This window comes from Ectothiorhodosinus mongolicus, from assembly GCF_022406875.1.
In the GTDB taxonomy this organism is placed as follows: Bacteria; Pseudomonadota; Gammaproteobacteria; order Ectothiorhodospirales; family Ectothiorhodospiraceae; genus Ectothiorhodospira; species Ectothiorhodospira mongolica.
The window spans coordinates 1,883,863-1,901,006 of sequence record NZ_CP023018.1; the positions used below are offsets into that span (position 1 = coordinate 1,883,863).

Here is a 17,144-nt window from a genome sequence, read left to right on the forward strand (position 1 = left end):
CTCGTTAGAACCTCGCGTACCAAGCAAGACCAATAGATCGACCTGGTCGCTTGAGATCCTGAACCCCGTCACCGCGTACGCGATTACTGCCCACAAGCCTTTCCTCAGTCATTTCGTTAACATGTTCCCGATAATCTTTATCGAAAATATTGGTCAATGAGAACTGTAATTCGCTGGAGTTAAAGCCCATTGCGGGACCAAAACGATAGCCAACAAACGCATCAGCTGTGGCGAAGCCAGGGGTAGTGCGTTCAGTAGGATTGAAGGAGGGAGCTACACGATCTTGTTTTGCAACCGCTCGTATTTGTGCACGCCAGTTCCAACCTCGACTGGGCTGCTGAGCTATGCCTAAGGAAACTTCTGGCGGCGGCATTTGGGTAAGTGGCTCATTATAGCGCCCGTCTTGATTGTCTCCGCGTAGCCAAGTGCCTGTTGAGTAAATACTCATATCACGGTCTAAACTGTGGTTTACGGTATACTCAAAGCCTCGAATCCTCGCCTTGTCAAGATTTATATTCCTGCGTGAGGGTGGATCCCCTGTTGGTCGCTCAACCCCTATATAGTCACGGATTTGGCTCTCATAGATGGCCACACTGTACGCAGTGCTGCCGACTTGTCCGCGTGCCCCAATTTCCAATGTTAGATTACGCTCTGGTTTCAGTTGTGGATCCCCGATCCATGAGAGTCCGTCACTCCCAGGAAAATTTAGGAATCGCTCTAAAAGTCCAGCCGCTCGATATCCCTGGCTGAGGTTGGCGTAAGGTTCAAATTCATTAGCAACTCTGATTAACCCGCCGAGGGACCATGAAAATACATTGTCCGTTCTTTTTAGAGGGGGAGCAATTCCGCTGGCAAAATCGGCATCACCAGTCACACGGTCGAGCCGGACCCCTAAGTCGAGAACATAGCTGTCGAAATCGAGTTCACCTTGGGCAAACAGGCCATAAGATTCTAGGGTGGCATTACCGGCTATATCGTTACAGGACCCTGGGTTATAATTTGAGTCCCAGAAACACGCTTCAGGGGTCGTTTTCAGTTGTTGATAGTCAATGCCAGTGACCAAATAGGAATTGTCGGTTGGAGCAAACTCGATGTGTGCACTCGCTCCATAATTGTCGAATACGTTATCTGACGTAAAATAGTCACGGCGAAATTGATCGCTAAAATCGTAGTTGCCGCGCTTTAGCTGTTGGAAATATCCGCTTAGTCGCAGTCGCGGAGCCCAATCATGCTCCAGATCTCTAAAATACCGACCTTCATATAGGGTGCGGGTTTGATAGGGGCCATAGTGAGTCGTTATGCCGTCTGGGCGACTAAAGCCTTTCAGGCTATCGATACCAGTCGTCTCTGCAGCAAGGTCCACGTTGTTTTCTGGATTTCTCGTATTCGTCCGACTTGCTAGAAACCACACATCCCGGCGCTCGTCATATTGAGCACGGAATTCGACTTGCTGCCGCTCATCCAGCTTTCTCTTGTAACCCAGATGAAAAGCATTTTGAGCTGTACCGCTATCACGCAGACGCTCTCCATCTCCAGCTCGGTAATCACCCGTATTCATATAGGAGGCGGAAATGTCTATGACATTCCGATCATCCGAGAAACTAGTACCCAACGCGCCTCGGTAACCCTGGTCAGCTGAATTCACTCCTAAGCGCGTCCAACCACTCACAGTGGGTTCATCCGTAAACCGCCCTGATTTGGTGATGATATTAATCACACCGCCAGAGGCGCCAGAGCCATACAGAACCGAGCTCGGCCCACGAATGATCTCAATTCGCTCAATCAAATCCACACTCACATACGCAGCCATGCTTCCTCTCGCACCAGGCTGAAAAAGATTCACGCGAGCACCATCAATGAGCACAACTACCTGATCTCTTTTAAGGCCGCGGATGATGGGATCTAGGCCTACCGAACCATCGGTGGCTACGGAAAGTCCGGGCTGACCGATGAACAGATCACCCAAGGTTCTGGCTTCGGTGAAAGCGATTTCTTCGGCGGTGATGATGTTGACTGAGCGCGGGGTGTCGGCGACTAGGGCTTCAAAGCCTTTGGCGGTGACGGTGACCGGATCAGTGACTGCGGGGGATTGCGCGACTGCCGTTGCGGGTAGGGCGGCTGAGACTGCGAGCGCGAGCAGCGCTTTCTTGAACTGCATGGTGATTGCCTCCATTCAATTTGGACTCACCCGTTTATCGGAATGTTGTTATCGAGTCTTCAGCCCATCAATCCATGTTTTTTCAGGGCAGGGTGCATCATAAAAGAAGCGGTACGACTACGTAAAGGGGTACGAATATTGTGCAGGTGATTGGAAAATGGTCATGACCATTTTCCAATGTGCGAAAAAATAGTCGGATATTTGCCGTTTTATCCACTGCTGAAATTATCAGATCATTAGAATTATGGCCTTGACTCCATATGGTCTTAAAGCCATAATTGGGACGTGAGTTGGATAGTCATCCTACATGCCGATTTTGATGAGGATTCTAAGCATGGCAAGAAATCTTGATGACTTGATGGCTTCATTACCGGATGAGAGACGCCGGCGGGTTGAGGTTCGAGCCTTAGAACTAGCAACACTCAGGGACCTCCGCGAGGCCACTCAACACACGCAAAAGCAAATGGCGGCCGTATTAGGGGTTGGTCAAGATTCAATCTCTCGTTTGGAAAAACGGAGTGATATGTTGCTGTCTACGTTGCGCCATTACGTTGAGAGCATGGGCGGAGAACTGAACTTAGTAGTGCAGTTTCCGGACCGCCCACCCGTGGTGATCGAACACTTAGGCGTGGAGACCTCTGTACGCCGAGTACCGAGGCGCTCGACGCCCGTATCTGTGTGAGGGGATCTGCGGGGTCGTACCCCATTTGTGCACCGCGGTGGTGCGGGGTGCTCTGAAAGTGCGCAGGCGAACGAAAGCATACGGCGGGAAAGGCGCATTGCTGCGTTGCAGAAAAGTTGGCACAGGGATTGCAACAGGATAAGCGTCTGGCACTGACATCCTCTGGTCTTGCCGGTCGTTGTTCACTCCTCCTGCTTAGCGGGGCCCCTTGGCCCCGCTTTTTTTTTGGATGATCGCCAGAGGCGTATCCTCATCCACCAATGGCTCACGGCGAATCGCTGTTAAAAGCCCACTGATCGGTGCGCATACGTCCGTGCTCAAAGCCCCGCTGTGGCGGTTATAGATGTGGCCCACAAGATCTCCGGCCTGTAGCCAGCGCCCCGGCTCATGCCGCGACACAAACATGCCATTGGCTTCACCCAAAAGCACAAACTCATCGCCGGCATTGAAATAGTGGAAGTCATCCTCCACCTCAGCCAGCGCGAGCTCAGCAACAATGCCGGTATGGATCAAGAAATTCACCAGGGAATGGAACAAACGCTCACACAAAGCCGGCTGCAACTCAGCGGTACGTCCTGCCTGTAGTAAGAAATACTCACCCGGCGCACCCAGCCAAGACGGCATGCCGGCGCTCTGTGAAGGGACATCGGCGCCATGCTCAATCACCGCCGGCAGGCCAAACAAACAAGCGGTCGCGCGCTCATCATCATTGGGCGCATGCAATGCAATCTGCGGTAAAGCATCCATGCCATGGCCGCCGGTGGTCAGCTCAATGCGGTAATACGCGCTACGCGTCATCTGCGCGATCTCATTCAAGTTCTCCGGCGAAGGGCAGGGCGCGATCAACACCCGATGCTTAAGCTGCCCGCGTGGCGCCTCGCCGGACACCAACGCCTGGAGGAAAGAAGCCAGCCGCGCCAGCACAAACTGGGCATTGATATTGTCCTTCCAACGCGGATTCACCAGCGCCAATTGCGGCCGCCGCTGCGCCGGACCCAAATCATGCAAGGGGGGTGGTGCATCATTATCCATCGTGCCTCGCCTCCTTTTGGCTACAATAGGCCGCGAAATCGTCGGCTTGGGAATATCGACATGGCTTTAGGCCCCATCATGTTGGACGTGCGCGGCACCGCGCTGACCGAACAGGACAAGCATTTACTATGCCACCCCATGACCGGCGGCGTGATCCTGTTCACCCATAATTTTGACTCAATGCAGCAAATCACCGAGCTGGTGGCCGAGATCCACGCTTTGCGTGACCCGCACCTGCTGGTGACGGTGGATCACGAAGGTGGCCGCGTGCAGCGGTTTCGCGAGGGGTTTACCCGCCTGCCGGCTATGGCCTGCTTGGGCCAGCGCTTTGAAGACGATCCACAAACCGCCCGCCAAGAAGCCCGTGAGTTGGGCTGGCTGATGGCCGCCGAACTGCGCGCCGTGGGCATTGATTTTAGTTTCGCACCGGTATTGGATTTGGCGCATGGGCTTAGCGGCGTGATCGGTAATCGCGCTTTACATGCTCGCCCTGAGGTAGTCACCACACTGGCGATCGCCTATATGCAGGGGATGCGCGATGCCGGCATGCAAGCCGTTGGTAAGCACTTCCCAGGCCACGGCGGCGTGCGCGAAGACTCCCACCTCGAATTGCCGACGGATCAGCGCCCCGCAGAGCGCCTCAAAGAAGACATCATCCCCTTTGCCCGTCTGATCCAAGAGGGACTGGCCGGCATCATGCCCGCCCACGTTATTTACGAAAAATCGGACCCACTGCCGGCTGGGTTCTCTCCGTATTGGCTAAAAACCGTGTTACGCCAACAACTGGGGTTTCAGGGCGTCATCTTCAGTGATGATTTAAGTATGGCCGCCACCGCCGCCTACGGGGATTATGCCGAGCGCACAATTAAGGCCTTAGACGCCGGCTGCGACATGGTCTTGATCTGCAACCACCCTGAAGGCGCCGAACAAGCCTTAAGAGGCTTAAAAAAACCGCATGACCCGGTGTCCATGTCTCGCCTCGCGCGCATGCATGGACGACCCGCGCGGACCTGGTCTCGCCTTAAGCATGAACCGCGCTGGAAACAGGCCGTGCAGCTCGCCGCGCGGCTCAATGACGCCGAACCAGAGCTGCCCGTTTAAAGACACATGATTGTGATCACTGGATAAGCACGGTTTATACATTGGCGCGGTGCATAGACCATGCCTATAATCGGCGGGGAATCACCCAAGGAGAAAATTAAAATGGCAGACAAATTGCTGATCGTCATGGTCAACACCGATCCCTCCAGCCCCTCAGAGCTGGGTGCACCATTCTTCCAAGCCACCGTGGCCGCCGCCATGGAATATGAAGTGGAAGTCGTGATGACCGGGCGCGCTGGCGAGCTCGCCAAAAAAGGCGTCGCCGAAAATCTTTACGTGCAAGAAGGTAGCCCTAAGTCCGTCTATGAGTTCATGAAAGACGCGCACGAAGCCGGCGTGGTCTTCAAAGTCTGCACGCCGACGCTGGATCTTTGGGGTGATGACCTGATCCCCGAAATCGATGAAACCGTGGGCGGAGCCTACGTCATCAGCCAGGCCATGGACGACGATACGGTCACCTTCACGTACTGATGCGCCTTACCCCCGAGCAGGCGGCCGAGGTTTGGGCCTCGGCCGACTGTTTGATACCCGCACCAGCCATGGCCAAGGCCTTGGACCAAATGGCCGCGGCCATCAGCGCCGATTTGGCTAAGCTCAACCCTCTATTGCTGTGCGTGATGACCGGTGGTGTGGTCACCCTGGGTCAACTCCTGCCGCGTTTGGCTTTTCCGTTGCAGGTCGACTATCTGCATGCCACACGCTATGACGGCAACACCCAAGGCGGCGACAACCTGCGTTGGCTGGTGAGCCCGCGCACACCCCTAAGTGGGCGTCACGTTCTCGTCGTCGACGACATCCTCGATGAGGGTCTGACCCTAGCGGGCATTCTCGCGCATTGTCAGGAAGCTGGCGCCGCCTCCGTGCGCAGCGCTGTGTTGGTGAAAAAGCTCCATGACCGCTGTGTGCCCGGTCTTAGGGCCGACTATTGCGGTGAATCAGTGCCGGATCGCTATGTCTTCGGCTATGGTATGGATTATCACGAATACCTGCGCAACGCCGATGGCATCTACGCCGTCGCCGGTCAATAAGCCAACAACGAGAGTCCATCATGAACCAGCCCGCACGGATTGCCATCATCGGTGGCACCGGCCTGACCTCCATTGAAGGTCTAAAAATCGTCCGCCGCGAAGTCATGCACACGCCGTTTGGCGAGCCCTCAGGGCCGCTCACCCACGGCGAGCTCTCTGGCCATGAAGTGGTCTTTTTGCCGCGCCACGGCTCAGCGCACACCATCCCGCCGCACCGTATCAACTATCGCGCCAATCTCTGGGCCCTGCGCCACCTCGGTGTGCAATCCATACTCGCGGTGGCCGCCGTCGGTGGCATTACCGCGGAGATGCGCCCGCGTCGCCTGGTGATCCCCGATCAAATCATTGATTACACCTATGGCCGCGACCACACCTTCTTTGAAGAAGATCTGGATTTTGTCACCCATATCGATTTTACCGAGCCATACTCGGCGCATTTGCGTGAACATATGCTCAAAGCTGCGGCCGGGCTCAACATCGACGTGGCTACCCAAGGCACCTACGCCGCCACCCAAGGCCCACGCTTAGAAACACGTGCCGAAATCAATCGTTTGGAAGGAGATGGCGGCGACATTGTCGGCATGACCGGCATGCCCGAGGCCGCTTTGGCTAGAGAGCTGGGGGTTGACTATGCCTGCTGCGCCGTGGTCGCCAATTGGGCCGCCGGGCGCGATGATCCGGGCCATCAAATCACCATGGATGAAGTGCGTGATAATGTGAGCCAGGCCATGAACGACGTGCGCCGCCTGTTGGCCGCCGTCATCAGCCGAGTCTAACCGCCGGTTACGCTCATGTGCCGCATGATCACTGGCTTGCGGCTTAAATCAAAATCATGGCCTTTGGGCTTGATCTGCATGGAATCGATGATGGCTTGTTGCAAGCGCTGGCGGTCGCCAGGATGCGCCCGCATCACTTGTTTCAAATCCATGGAATGTTCCTGACCCAAGCACAACAGCAAGCGCCCCTCGACGGTCACGCGCACGCGATTGCAGCTCTCACAGAAGTTATGGCTATGCGGTGAGATAAAGCCCACGCGCGTCTCTCCCGACTCCATACGGTAATAGCGCGAAGGCCCGCCGGTGGTTTCGGTGGTGGGATAGAGTGCGTAACGCTGCTCAATATCGGCGCGCACCTGGTCGCTGGAATAAAACACCTCAGCGCGGTCGTGATCGCCGATGACCCCCAAGGGCATTTCCTCGATGAAGCTGATGTCCATGCCGCGTTCGCGCACGAACTCCACCAGGTCCAGAATCTCATCCTCATTGCGACCTTTGAGAATAACGCTGTTGATCTTGATGCGCTCAATACCGGCATCTCGCGCTGCATCGATCCCTGCCAGTACTTTGTCGAGCTCTCCGCGACGTGTGATGCGCGCAAACCGGTCGGCTTTGAGGCTATCAAGGCTGATGTTGATGCGCCGCACCCCAGCCGCCGCCAAATCTTTGGCATAACGCGTGAGCTGCGAGCCATTGGTGGTCAGTGTCAGATCTTTAAGGCCTTGGTCGCGAAGCCGACCCAGTTGCTCGAATAATCCCACCACGCCATTCCGCACCAGCGGCTCACCGCCGGTGATGCGAATCTTCGTCACGCCCAAGCTGACAAATGTGGCGGCCAGCTCGCTGATTTCTTCCAAAGTGAGGATTTGCTGGCGCGGCAAAAAGGCCATGTCCTCAGCCATGCAATACACGCAGCGAAAATCGCAGCGATCGGTGATGGAGATGCGTACATAAGTGACGTGCCGACCAAAGCGATCAATCAGCTGGGTGTTTCCGGCAGTGGTGGCACTCATCGGTTCACGCTCCAGGCTATGCTTTTTACGCTCATGGGCTCGCACTCCAATTGGCTTCTAGCTCAGCCAGCGACTCCGGCGTATTGATGTTCACAAACGCCTCTCGCTGATCCGAGAAGTCCGCAATGGCCACACTGTGACGTTCCAGCCAGGCCATGACCCGAGACTCTCCCGCTGCCAGGAAAGATGCAAGTTCACCGCGAATCGATGTGGGAATTGAAGCAAACAGGGGCTGTAGGCGAACCCCATCATGCGCCACCGCGATGGGAGCAGACTGCTGTTCACGCGCCGTCTCCAAGCGCTCTGCGAGATCTAGGGGAAGAAGCGGTGCATCGCAAGGGCAGGTGATCAAACGCTCCACCCCCGGGCTCTGCATGCCGGCCACAAGACCCGACAGCGGGCCTTGGGAGTTGCCGGCATCGGTCACCACCGGATGACCCAAGCGCGCATAATCGTCCAACTGTCGATTGGCACTAATCAACACATCCTCCACCTGGGGCACCAATCGCGCCAATACCCAAGCCAACATCGACTGGCCTTGGACAACGATCAGGCCTTTCTCCTCGCCACCCATACGCTGCGCCTGACCGCCGGCAAGTACTAAGCCGGTGAGTCCCGTTCGCCCGCGTTGGGCATTATTTTTTATCATTAGAATTAGGGTATACCTGAGAGTGCCTCAGGGTTTCAAGAGTCAAAACCGATCGGGCCGGGGGCATCAATGCCCCGATGCAGCAGCAAACTGCCGCTTTGGCGATACAGTTCAATCACCGCCTGGCGATAACGAATCACCGCCTCAACCTCATCGAGCTGGCTTTCCAGAAGGTCGCGCTCAGCCCGCGATACCGCCAAAGCCGTGCCTGAGCCCACGCGAAAACGCACTTGCTCGGTACGCAGCACTTCCGCCTGTAACTCGCGGGTTAAGCGGGTGGCGCGAATCTGCTCCCGCGTGCGCTGCGCCTCTAGCCATGCCTGCTGCACATCCAACGCGCTGAGCTGCTCGAGATTGCCTAGGGCTTCTTGAGCCTGCTCGCGCGACAGGCGTGCCCGAGAGGCCTCAGCACGCGCTGCGCGGTTGCCGATCGGCACTTCTAGACGTAGCCCCACGCTGTAGTCATAACCCGGCCCGTCGGTCTCCCGCCATGCCTGGCTAAAACTATCGGCATAGCCCGATTGGCCCAAAGTGATAAACAAATCCAAGCGCGGTAGCAGCCCATTACGCGTGCGCACTACCTCTAAATCCCCGCGCGCCACCCGCAGCCGCGCCTCATTCAATGCCGGCCGCAGCTCAGCGGCTAGTGCCAAATAGGCATCCACCGGCTCAATGCTGGGCAGCTCACCTTGGGCCTCATCCAAGGGTGTGATCGGCGTCTCCCAGCCCATATCGGTGGCATTGACGAGTTGCAGCAGCCGCATGCGCGCGCGTGCCCGCTCAGCCCGCGCATTAATCAAGCCCTGAAGGCGCAGCGCTTCCTCAGCCAAAGCCGAGGTCTCTTCCGTCTCAGGCCGTTGTCCCACAGCGATGCGCTGGCGGGTCTCGGTCAGTTGCTGCGAGGCCACTTCCAGCGCCTGTTCAAAAATCCGCACCCGCTCGCTGGCCAGCACGTAATCCCAATAGGTGGCTTCGACATCGGCCACCAAGTTCTCCACGAAGCCGCGGAATTCATATTCCGATGCCTCAGTATCCAGACGCGCCTGTCTCAGCCGCGCCAGATTGGTGCCCAGTCCCGCACCCTGCAGCAAGGCCTGCGTTAGGCTTAGGCCGCCGCGCGCGGAGAATTGCTCATCGATGCGGGGTAGGGAAGAGTCACTGCGTTGTGTCCGAAAGACCAATTCCAGCTCAGTGCCCGTAGGCAAGGTTTGCCGCAGGCCCAGCTGCAGCTCATCACGTTCGGAACGCACAAAGGTTTGCTCCAAAGCAGCTTGATCAAATTGGCGCAATTCTTCGGTTTCACCAACGCGCAGTTCCCCAAATATCACTGGATCAAAAGCAGCACGCTCGATCGCCGCAAAGGTGCCGGTAATCTGCGGCTGCAGCATCTCCACCGCCAAAGCCCGATTGCGCTCCAACGCCATAAACACCGCATCCTCCACCGACAGCGCCAAAGATGACACAGATGGGGTCTGACCCCATTCGTCCGAAAGCGATGGGGCTATGCCCATGGCGAGGGTTAGGCCCAAGGCCAAGCCGAGGTGGGCGGCTGTGCGCATCGCCTTATCGCGCAACTGTCTCATTGGCTTAAGATGCAGCCGGCGCATGCGCAGCCTCCGTGAGCGGTTTTTGCCGGTGGAAGAGGGTGTACAACACCGGCATCAATAACAGGGTGATCATCGTCGAACTCACCAGTCCGCCAATCAAAGCGCGGGCCATCGGCGCCTGTGCCTCACCACCCTCGCCAAAACCTAAGGCCAGCGGGATCATCGCCAAAATGGTGGTCAGCGAGGTCATCAAAATCGGTCGCAAGCGCCGCCGCGCCGCCTCACGCACTGCGTCAAATACCGGCATTTGTTCACCGCGATGCAGGCGCGCACTTTGATCCACCAGCAAAATCGCGTTATTCACCGAGATCCCCACCAACATGATGGTGCCAATCAGCGATTGCACATTGATCGTTGTGTTCGATAAAAGCAGCATGACGATCACGCCAACAATGCCCAAAGGCACAGCGAACATGACGATAAAGGGATCTTTGAGCGACTCATAGAGACTGGCCATCACCATGTACACCAAGGCGATCGCCACCAGCAGCGCAAAACCGAGCTCAGTGAACGCTCGCTGCTGTTCTTCGACATCGCCGGCAAAGCGAATATCGATATCCCGGGGCAGGGCGATTTGTGCCAACTCAGCGCGCACATCAGCGACGATAGAACCCAAATCCCGACCGGAAATATTGGCATTCACGGTATTGACGCGCTGCTGTTCGATGCGCTGAATTTGCAGCGGCGCAATGCTCGGCTCAAAGCGCACGACATTACCCAGCATGACTGGCCCATCGCGCCCGGGCACGGTCAGCGTCAAAATCTCATCTAGGCTCATGAGCTCAGCATCACGCAGCTGCACCCAAATACGGCTTTCCGTGCTGCGATCTCGAAACTGCCCGGCACTACCGCCGCTGATTGTGGTCTCAAGGCTGCGCGCAATCAGGCTAACACTCACCCCCAAATCCGCCGCTCGGGCCCGATCGATGATCACCTCTTGCTGTTCACGGCCACCCTCACGACCTAGGCGCACATCGGTAATGCCCTCGATACCGGTAATGCGCTGCTGCACTTCCTCGGCGACGGCATCGATCATGCGTAAATCAAAGCCGCGAATCTCCATGGCCAGGCGCTCTTCACTGTCACCGCCGGCGCCCATGCCACCCATCATCATCCCCGAGCTGGCGCGAATCCGCACCGTGGCCCCGGGGATGGCGCCGACATGGCGCCGCAACTCACGCGCGATCTCCTCGGTCGAGCGGCTGCGCTGGGCTTGGGGTACGAGAGAAATGCGCATGCTGGCGGTCGAAGGCGAAGTCGCACGAAAACCTGAGGCGCCGATGCTGCTGATTAACGTGCGCAGCTCTGGCACCCGCTCATCCAAAATGGCTTCCACCTGGCGCACGGTGTCATCCAAGACTTCTAGCCGCGTACCAGGCTCCATCACCACCGTCAGGCGCAGCTCGCCTTCATCGGTGGCGGGCATAAACTCGGTCCCCAAACTGGGTATGAGCAAAAGCGAACCGAGGAAAATCGCCGCGGCACTTGCCACGGTTTTCTTGCGGTGCTCCAGCGCCCCATCCAAAGCCTTGAGGTAGCGCGCCTCGATCTGCGCCACGATTGAGCCGGCCCACTGTCCCACCGAGGCAATGCGCGCTGGGGCAGGGCGAGGCCGGATCATCACCTCACGCCCCATCAGCATCGGCACCAGGGTCAAGGCCACCAATAACGAACAAAAGAGCGCAAAGGCCACCACAAAAGCCAGCTGTTTAAACAACACCCCGGCCAGTTCCTGCGCGAAAAACAGCGGCAAGAAAATCGCTAATGTGGTTAAGGTGCTGGCGGTGATGGCCGCGGCCACATCAGCCGTGCCTTCACGCGCCGCATCTGCAATCTCCAGGCCATCTTGTTGGCGACGCCGGGCGATGTTCTCGATCACCACAATGGCGTTATCTACCATCAGGCCCACGCCCAGCGCTAGGCCGCCCAGAGTCATCAAGTTTAGAGTGAAGCCGCCAAAATAAATTAAACCAAAGGTGGCGATAATCGACACAGGAATCGCCGTGGCAGCCACCAGGGTAAAGCGCAAATGCCGCAAAAAGAACAACAATACCAACACCGCCAGACTGCCGCCATACATCAGTGCCCGGCCGATATTGCTGATGGAGCGTTCGATGAAGCGCGCTGAATCGATGCTGTCATCAATCCCCAGTTGCGGAAACTCCGCCCGCAGGCGTGTGACTTCCTCACGCACTGCCTGGGCCACGCGCACGGTATTGGCATCGGATTGTTTTTGGATCGCTAGGCGCACACCGGGCACGCCGTTAATGCGGATCAGGCGGGTCAGGCGTTGGTGGGTGTCGCGTACCTGCGCCACTTGATGCAGATAAATGGGCGCGCCATCACGCAGTGCAATCACGCTATTGCGCACGTCTTCGATGCGCGTGAATTCACCCGGCGTCTGCAGCCGCATATCCAAGCGCCCCCGCGCTAGCTCGCCCGCCGGCACGATGATGTTGGCTTCTCTGAGCGCTTGGCGAATATCTTCAAGACTCAGCTGCAAGGCCTGAAGCCGCTCAGCATCAACTTCAACGCGAATCTCGCGCTCCAGACCACCCCAGACATCCGCCGCGGCTACCCCAGGCACGCGCTCAAGCCGCGGCCTTAGGCGATCATCAATCAAGCGCCGCAGCTCAATAGGGTCCAGCTCGGCCGCGATGCCAATCAACATGATCGGCGCCGCCGCACTATCAAAACGCCTTACCCGCGGCCGGTCGATATCATCAGGCAGGGCATTGATGATGCGATCCAAGCGATCGCGAATATCGTTGGTCGCCTCATCCAGGTTCGTGCCCCACGTGAACGAGACGCGCACGCTGCTGGTGCCCTCAGACGAGGTGCTGGTCACCTGCTCGACGCCCGGTACCGCCGACACAGCTTCCTCGACGATGCGCGTCACCAGCTGCTCGATCTCCTCTGGTCCGGCGTTCTCATAGGTCGTGGTGATACTGATGGTGGGGAAGGTGAGATCCGGCAACAAATCAATGGGTAGTCGAAACAGCGACATCAGCCCCAAGGTCACGACAATCAGCGTCACCATGCTGGTGAACACCGGACGCGGCACCGTAAAGCGTGCCGGATTGATCATCGGCGCACCTCATCGCTCATGACGCTGCTGATGTAAGCGCTCATCGGCTGACCCTGACGCGGGTGCCGTCGCTCAACAGATGCTGCCCCAAAGTCACCACCCGCCCGGAGAGCTCAGGGCTAACCACCTGCAGCCGGCCAGCTTCTTCGATGCCCGGAGTGATGGCCACAAAACGCGCGCGCAGATCGTCATCATCATCACGCTCCAGCAGATAAACGCCTTGGCGCCCATCGCGGGTGATCAAAGCGTCGATCGGCACGGTCACGGCATCACTCACCGTACGTGTGGCAATACGCACCTCAACAAACATGCCGGGTCTTAGGCGGCCTTGGTCGTTGGGGACTTCAATTTCCACTCGCGCTTGTCTTGAAGCTTCGCGAAACTCCGGCGCAATGCGCTTTACCCGCCCCATGAAATCCTCGTCAGGCCAGGCGATCGTTACGATGCGCGCGCTTTGTCCGCTGCTTAAAAACGCATAATCGCGCTCGGTGACAAACACCTGGGCACGCAGCGGGTTTTGGGTCACCAAGGCCATGACCGGGGTATTGGCCTGCAAAATACTCCCTACATCGACAAAGCGATCCGCCACCTGCCATTCCTGCTCGGTATCGTCGCCATCGGCAATGAGGCGGGTATACGTTAAGCGCGTGCGAGCGTTTTCGAGTGCCGCCTCGCGCTGCGCAATTTGGGAGGCGGCCAGCTGCACGCGTGCCTCTTGCGCCGCCACATCGGTCTCGGCCGTTTCCAGCTCTAGCTGTGCGGCAATGCCTTGGGCTCTGAGCTCGCGCGTGCGCTCCAAAGCCCGTCGAGTCTGAGCCAAGGCGGCTTCCGCTTCCGCTAAATTGGCACGGCTGACATCGCGTTCAGCCTGCGCTTGAGAATATTCTTGGCGATAAATATCGTCTTCTAATTCCGCCAACAGATCGCCGCTGCGTACTGTATCGCCGATATCCACGGCTAGGTGATTCAGCCGTCCGGCCACCCGCGCCGGGATCTCCACGCGCTGCGCTGCCGCCAAAGTGCCGCTGACCCGTAGTTGTTGGGTGATGTCTTGCACCATGACATCGCTGGCCGTGACCGCGACGCTGGCGGCTGCGCGCGTTGGCGCGGTATCCGCCTCATCGCCGCTTTGCAGCCACAAAAATACCAATAATGCGCCGATCGCTCCCAGACCCAGGACCAGCGCTTTCTTTTTGTTTTCAGTGAGTGTCATTGCTTGCATTAGAATGCCGCTTATGTCGATTAGTTCTTATCCCCGCTGTGTCCGGCTCGATTGCCCGTCCGACAGTGCCGCTTTATTCGCCGCATTCGCCGATCGCGATTATGCCATCTGGTTGGACAGCGGTTCAGGCCGTGCACGTTGGGATGTCTTGTGTTTGGTGCCCTGGATCACGCTGGTTAGCCATGCCCACGGCACCGAAATCACTCACTGGGATGGTGGTTTGGATTCCGAGCTGGTGCGGCAAAGTGTCAGCACCTCCATTGAACCACCTTTACACGTGCTGCGGCGCAGCTTAGCCCCCCTGATGTGCCCTACCATTGACGCAAAGCAAGCGCTGCCGTTTTTCGGGGGCGCCGCTGGCTATTGGTCCTATGATCTCGGCCGCAGTCTCGAGTCGCTCCCCACCCAAGCTCGTGATGAACCCAGCATCCCCCTCATGACCCTCGGCATCTACGACTGGGCCATCCTCGTCGACCATCAAGAATCCGCCGTCTGGCTCGTCGGCCAAGGCCACACCCCCGCCACCCGCGACGCCTGGCCCACCCTTGTGGACTACTTCAACCAATGGGGTACGACCCCAACGAGCACCGCTAGTTGGGGTCGTACCCCATCTTTCGCTGAGTGGGGTCGTACCCCATTTCAATCTCGTTCAAAGTTGCGCAGCAACCTCACGGCTGAGCAATATGCTGGCGCTTTCGCGCGTCTGCAGGACTACATCCGCGATGGTGACTGCTATCAAGTGAATCTCGCACAGCGCTTTTGCGCCGAGGTCACCGGCGACCCCTTCGCCGCTTACCTCAAGCTGCGACACGACAGCCCCGCACCCTATGGCGCCTACCTCAAACTCCCGGAGTTCGAGATTCTGAGTAACTCACCAGAGTGTTTTCTGCGGCTAGAGCAGGGCACTGTCACCACCCGACCGATCAAAGGCACGCGGCCGCGTCACCCCGATGCAGAGCAAGATGCACAAGAGGCGAGATGCCTCCAAGAAAGCCTGAAAGACCGCGCCGAAAACCTCATGATCGTTGATCTATTGCGTAACGACCTCGGCCGCTGCTGCACGCCGGGCAGCATCCAAGTGCCGCAGCTGTTCACCTTAGAAAGCTACGCCAACGTGCATCATCTGGTGAGTACCGTCACCGGCCAGCTCGCCCCCGGCAAAGATGCCATAGATCTGCTCGCTGCCAGCTTCCCCGGTGGCTCCATCACTGGCGCCCCCAAACTGCGCGCCATGCAAATCATCGAGGAACTCGAGCCGCATCGCCGCGGCATCTACTGCGGCGCCATCGGCACCCTCGGCTTTGACGGCAACCTCAACACCAACATCGCCATCCGCACCGCGCTCCACAAAAGGGGACAGATTTATTTTGGCTCCGGCGGCGGCATCACCAGCGATTCGGATTGCGCCCAGGAATACCAAGAAACGCTCGACAAAGCCTCAGCCCTGCGCGCCATTCTCACCAATAGCTAATGCCCGCGCCACAACGGCCCGAGAAAAGCCATCCCACGAGCCAATTAACACGAGCCAATTAAGAAGCTCAAGCCACCCCGCGATTTTTCAACACCTCAATGCGTGGCCGACAAGGCTGATCCGGATAAAGCCGCAAGCGCAGCGCCGCCGTCGAAGCGCTTGCCGCCCAGCGACTGTGGCGATAAATAAAGCCGCAACATGCCCCTTGAGCCGCAGCCAGCTGCAAGCGCCGCAACTGCAAAGCCGTCACCCGCTCAGGCCAAAACAGCGCCGCCGCCACACTGCCATCGCGCAAAATCTGCTCACACGCCCACAGTGCCTGTTCCGCGGCGCGTGGTCGAATCACCAACACCCGTTCCAAAGCCAAGCCAGCCGCCACTAAGGCCGGCGCATAAGGAATATAGGGCGGCGCCACCAAAGCGATAATGCGTTGCTGTTGGGTGAGCTGCGCCAAACACGGCGCCAATAGACTGATCTCGCCGATGCCTGGTGCATCCAAGAGCAATTCTGTTAGCTGCCCCATAGGCCAGCCGCCGCCTAAACGCGCATCCAGCCGCGCATCTTCGGTTGATAGACGCGGCTGTTGTTGCCCGCCCGCACTCTCACCGGCCCGCCAGATATCGGAGCGTTGCTCCAGCAGTTGTTTCAGCGCCACCGGATCGCGCATCGCACACACCTACTGTGGCTGCGGGCGAATCACGCCAACGCTAATCCCTTCAATGCACAAAGAGGTCTTGTCCGGATCCAGATCGATAGGCGGGTAGGCGGGGTTCTCAGCGAGCAATTGTAGCCGCTGCCCCTGGCGATGCAGCCGCTTCACCGTCACCTCATCATCCAGGCGCGCCACGACGATTTGGCCAGGCTCTGCCACCTGCGTGCGATGCACCGCCAACAAATCGCCATCATGAATGCCGGCATTGATCATGCTGTCACCCTGCACCCGCAACAGATAATCCGGCGCCGGCTTAAACAAGCGCGCATCAATATGAAAATGATCCTCGATATGCTCCACCGCCAAAATCGGATGCCCGGCTGCCACCCGCCCAATCAGCGGCATACCGCCTGGCTGGGTCAGCTGGATGCCCCGCGAAACCCCCGAGGTCAGGCGCAGCACCCCCTTTTTCTGCAGCGCCCGCAAGTGACACTCCGCCGCATTGGGTGAGCGAAAGCCAAAAGCACGCATAATCTCATCACGCGTTGGCGGCATGCCCCGCTCATTCTGCGCGCTGCGAATAAAATCCAGAATCTGCTGTTGGCGGGGAGTGAGTGCTTTATCCATAATTTTACCTGTATTTATATACAGTACGCCAAAACCCC

Annotated in this window: 15 protein-coding genes; 6 read left to right on the forward strand and 9 right to left on the reverse strand. The window is 58.0% G+C overall.

The window, feature by feature from the left end; all coding sequences use genetic code 11:
* Positions 1–4: 4 nt before the first annotated feature.
* Entirely contained in the window at positions 5–2,158 is a 2,154-nt protein-coding gene (locus CKX93_RS09140; RefSeq protein WP_143339892.1) for a TonB-dependent receptor plug domain-containing protein, read from the reverse strand.
* 358 nt (positions 2,159–2,516) lie between these two features.
* On the opposite strand from CKX93_RS09140, the gene CKX93_RS09595 reads away from it, so the two are divergent.
* On the forward strand, positions 2,517–2,840 hold the full coding sequence (locus tag CKX93_RS09595; protein ID WP_200799794.1) for an XRE family transcriptional regulator: 324 nt from the start codon (positions 2,517–2,519) through the stop codon (positions 2,838–2,840).
* A 195-nt stretch (positions 2,841–3,035) separates the two neighbouring features.
* Here CKX93_RS09595 and CKX93_RS09145 read toward each other — a convergent pair whose 3' ends face one another.
* Positions 3,036–3,872 carry a succinylglutamate desuccinylase/aspartoacylase family protein gene (locus CKX93_RS09145; RefSeq protein ID WP_076754054.1) on the reverse strand — a complete coding sequence of 279 codons (837 nt, stop codon included), beginning with the start codon at positions 3,870–3,872 and terminating at the stop codon, positions 3,036–3,038.
* Between the two features lie 60 nt (positions 3,873–3,932).
* On the opposite strand from CKX93_RS09145, the gene nagZ reads away from it, so the two are divergent.
* From nagZ to CKX93_RS09165, 4 genes are all read left to right on the forward strand, one after another.
* Complete coding sequence (gene nagZ, locus CKX93_RS09150; RefSeq protein WP_076754056.1) at positions 3,933–4,973, forward strand: beta-N-acetylhexosaminidase; 1,041 nt, start codon at positions 3,933–3,935, stop codon at positions 4,971–4,973.
* Between the two features lie 102 nt (positions 4,974–5,075).
* The gene (locus tag CKX93_RS09155; protein ID WP_076754058.1) at positions 5,076–5,444 is read left to right on the forward strand and encodes a DsrE family protein; all 369 of its coding nucleotides are present in this window, start codon (positions 5,076–5,078) and stop codon (positions 5,442–5,444) included.
* The gene (locus CKX93_RS09160) at positions 5,444–6,001 is read left to right on the forward strand and encodes a hypoxanthine-guanine phosphoribosyltransferase (protein ID WP_076754060.1); all 558 of its coding nucleotides are present in this window, start codon (positions 5,444–5,446) and stop codon (positions 5,999–6,001) included. Before CKX93_RS09155 ends, CKX93_RS09160 begins: the two co-directional genes overlap by 1 nt.
* 20 nt (positions 6,002–6,021) lie before the next feature.
* A complete protein-coding gene (locus CKX93_RS09165; protein WP_076754061.1) occupies positions 6,022–6,777 on the forward strand; it encodes an S-methyl-5'-thioinosine phosphorylase in 756 nt (251 codons plus the stop codon).
* Here CKX93_RS09165 and moaA read toward each other — a convergent pair.
* The 5 genes from moaA to CKX93_RS09190 are packed head-to-tail and all read right to left on the reverse strand — an operon-like array spanning position 6,774 to position 14,356.
* A complete protein-coding gene (gene moaA, locus CKX93_RS09170) occupies positions 6,774–7,790 on the reverse strand; it encodes a GTP 3',8-cyclase MoaA (protein WP_076754063.1) in 1,017 nt (338 codons plus the stop codon). The genes CKX93_RS09165 and moaA overlap by 4 nt on opposite strands.
* 31 nt (positions 7,791–7,821) lie before the next feature.
* On the reverse strand, positions 7,822–8,439 hold the full coding sequence (mobA, locus tag CKX93_RS09175; RefSeq protein WP_076754065.1) for a molybdenum cofactor guanylyltransferase MobA: 618 nt from the start codon (positions 8,437–8,439) through the stop codon (positions 7,822–7,824).
* 35 nt (positions 8,440–8,474) lie between these two features.
* Positions 8,475–10,022 (reverse strand): TolC family protein, encoded by a 1,548-nt coding sequence (locus CKX93_RS09180; RefSeq protein WP_234982751.1) that lies wholly within the window; start codon positions 10,020–10,022, stop codon positions 8,475–8,477.
* A gap of 4 nt (positions 10,023–10,026) precedes the next feature.
* Positions 10,027–13,131, reverse strand: a complete 3,105-nt coding sequence (locus tag CKX93_RS09185) for an efflux RND transporter permease subunit (protein WP_076755133.1) — start codon at positions 13,129–13,131, stop codon at positions 10,027–10,029.
* Between the two features lie 43 nt (positions 13,132–13,174).
* Complete coding sequence (locus CKX93_RS09190) at positions 13,175–14,356, reverse strand: efflux RND transporter periplasmic adaptor subunit (RefSeq protein ID WP_234982752.1); 1,182 nt, start codon at positions 14,354–14,356, stop codon at positions 13,175–13,177.
* 13 nt (positions 14,357–14,369) lie between these two features.
* Between CKX93_RS09190 and pabB the strand changes: the two genes are divergently transcribed.
* On the forward strand, positions 14,370–15,827 hold the full coding sequence (gene pabB, locus CKX93_RS09195; RefSeq protein ID WP_076754066.1) for an aminodeoxychorismate synthase component I: 1,458 nt from the start codon (positions 14,370–14,372) through the stop codon (positions 15,825–15,827).
* A gap of 67 nt (positions 15,828–15,894) precedes the next feature.
* Here the strand turns inward: pabB and imuA are convergent, their stop codons facing one another.
* Positions 15,895–16,494 carry a translesion DNA synthesis-associated protein ImuA gene (gene imuA, locus CKX93_RS09200; RefSeq protein ID WP_076754068.1) on the reverse strand — a complete coding sequence of 200 codons (600 nt, stop codon included), beginning with the start codon at positions 16,492–16,494 and terminating at the stop codon, positions 15,895–15,897.
* A gap of 9 nt (positions 16,495–16,503) precedes the next feature.
* Complete coding sequence (lexA, locus tag CKX93_RS09205) at positions 16,504–17,106, reverse strand: transcriptional repressor LexA (protein WP_076755137.1); 603 nt, start codon at positions 17,104–17,106, stop codon at positions 16,504–16,506.
* Positions 17,107–17,144 lie beyond the last annotated feature (38 nt).

What these genes read in the sequence shown, in the direction of transcription:
- CKX93_RS09140 (WP_143339892.1), bottom strand. Translation starts at nt 2,158, where the DNA reads ATGCAGTTCAAGAAAGCGCTGCTCGCGCTCGCAGTCTCAGCCGCCCTA.
- CKX93_RS09595 (WP_200799794.1), top strand. Translation starts at nt 2,517, where the DNA reads ATGGCTTCATTACCGGATGAGAGACGCCGGCGGGTTGAGGTTCGAGCC.
- CKX93_RS09145 (WP_076754054.1), bottom strand. Translation starts at nt 3,872, where the DNA reads ATGGATAATGATGCACCACCCCCCTTGCATGATTTGGGTCCGGCGCAG.
- nagZ (WP_076754056.1), top strand. Translation starts at nt 3,933, where the DNA reads ATGGCTTTAGGCCCCATCATGTTGGACGTGCGCGGCACCGCGCTGACC.
- CKX93_RS09155 (WP_076754058.1), top strand. Translation starts at nt 5,076, where the DNA reads ATGGCAGACAAATTGCTGATCGTCATGGTCAACACCGATCCCTCCAGC.
- CKX93_RS09160 (WP_076754060.1), top strand. Translation starts at nt 5,444, where the DNA reads ATGCGCCTTACCCCCGAGCAGGCGGCCGAGGTTTGGGCCTCGGCCGAC.
- CKX93_RS09165 (WP_076754061.1), top strand. Translation starts at nt 6,022, where the DNA reads ATGAACCAGCCCGCACGGATTGCCATCATCGGTGGCACCGGCCTGACC.
- moaA (WP_076754063.1), bottom strand. Translation starts at nt 7,790, where the DNA reads ATGAGTGCCACCACTGCCGGAAACACCCAGCTGATTGATCGCTTTGGT.
- mobA (WP_076754065.1), bottom strand. Translation starts at nt 8,439, where the DNA reads ATGATAAAAAATAATGCCCAACGCGGGCGAACGGGACTCACCGGCTTA.
- CKX93_RS09180 (WP_234982751.1), bottom strand. Translation starts at nt 10,022, where the DNA reads ATGAGACAGTTGCGCGATAAGGCGATGCGCACAGCCGCCCACCTCGGC.
- CKX93_RS09190 (WP_234982752.1), bottom strand. Translation starts at nt 14,356, where the DNA reads ATGCAAGCAATGACACTCACTGAAAACAAAAAGAAAGCGCTGGTCCTG.
- pabB (WP_076754066.1), top strand. Translation starts at nt 14,370, where the DNA reads ATGTCGATTAGTTCTTATCCCCGCTGTGTCCGGCTCGATTGCCCGTCC.
- imuA (WP_076754068.1), bottom strand. Translation starts at nt 16,494, where the DNA reads ATGCGCGATCCGGTGGCGCTGAAACAACTGCTGGAGCAACGCTCCGAT.
- lexA (WP_076755137.1), bottom strand. Translation starts at nt 17,106, where the DNA reads ATGGATAAAGCACTCACTCCCCGCCAACAGCAGATTCTGGATTTTATT.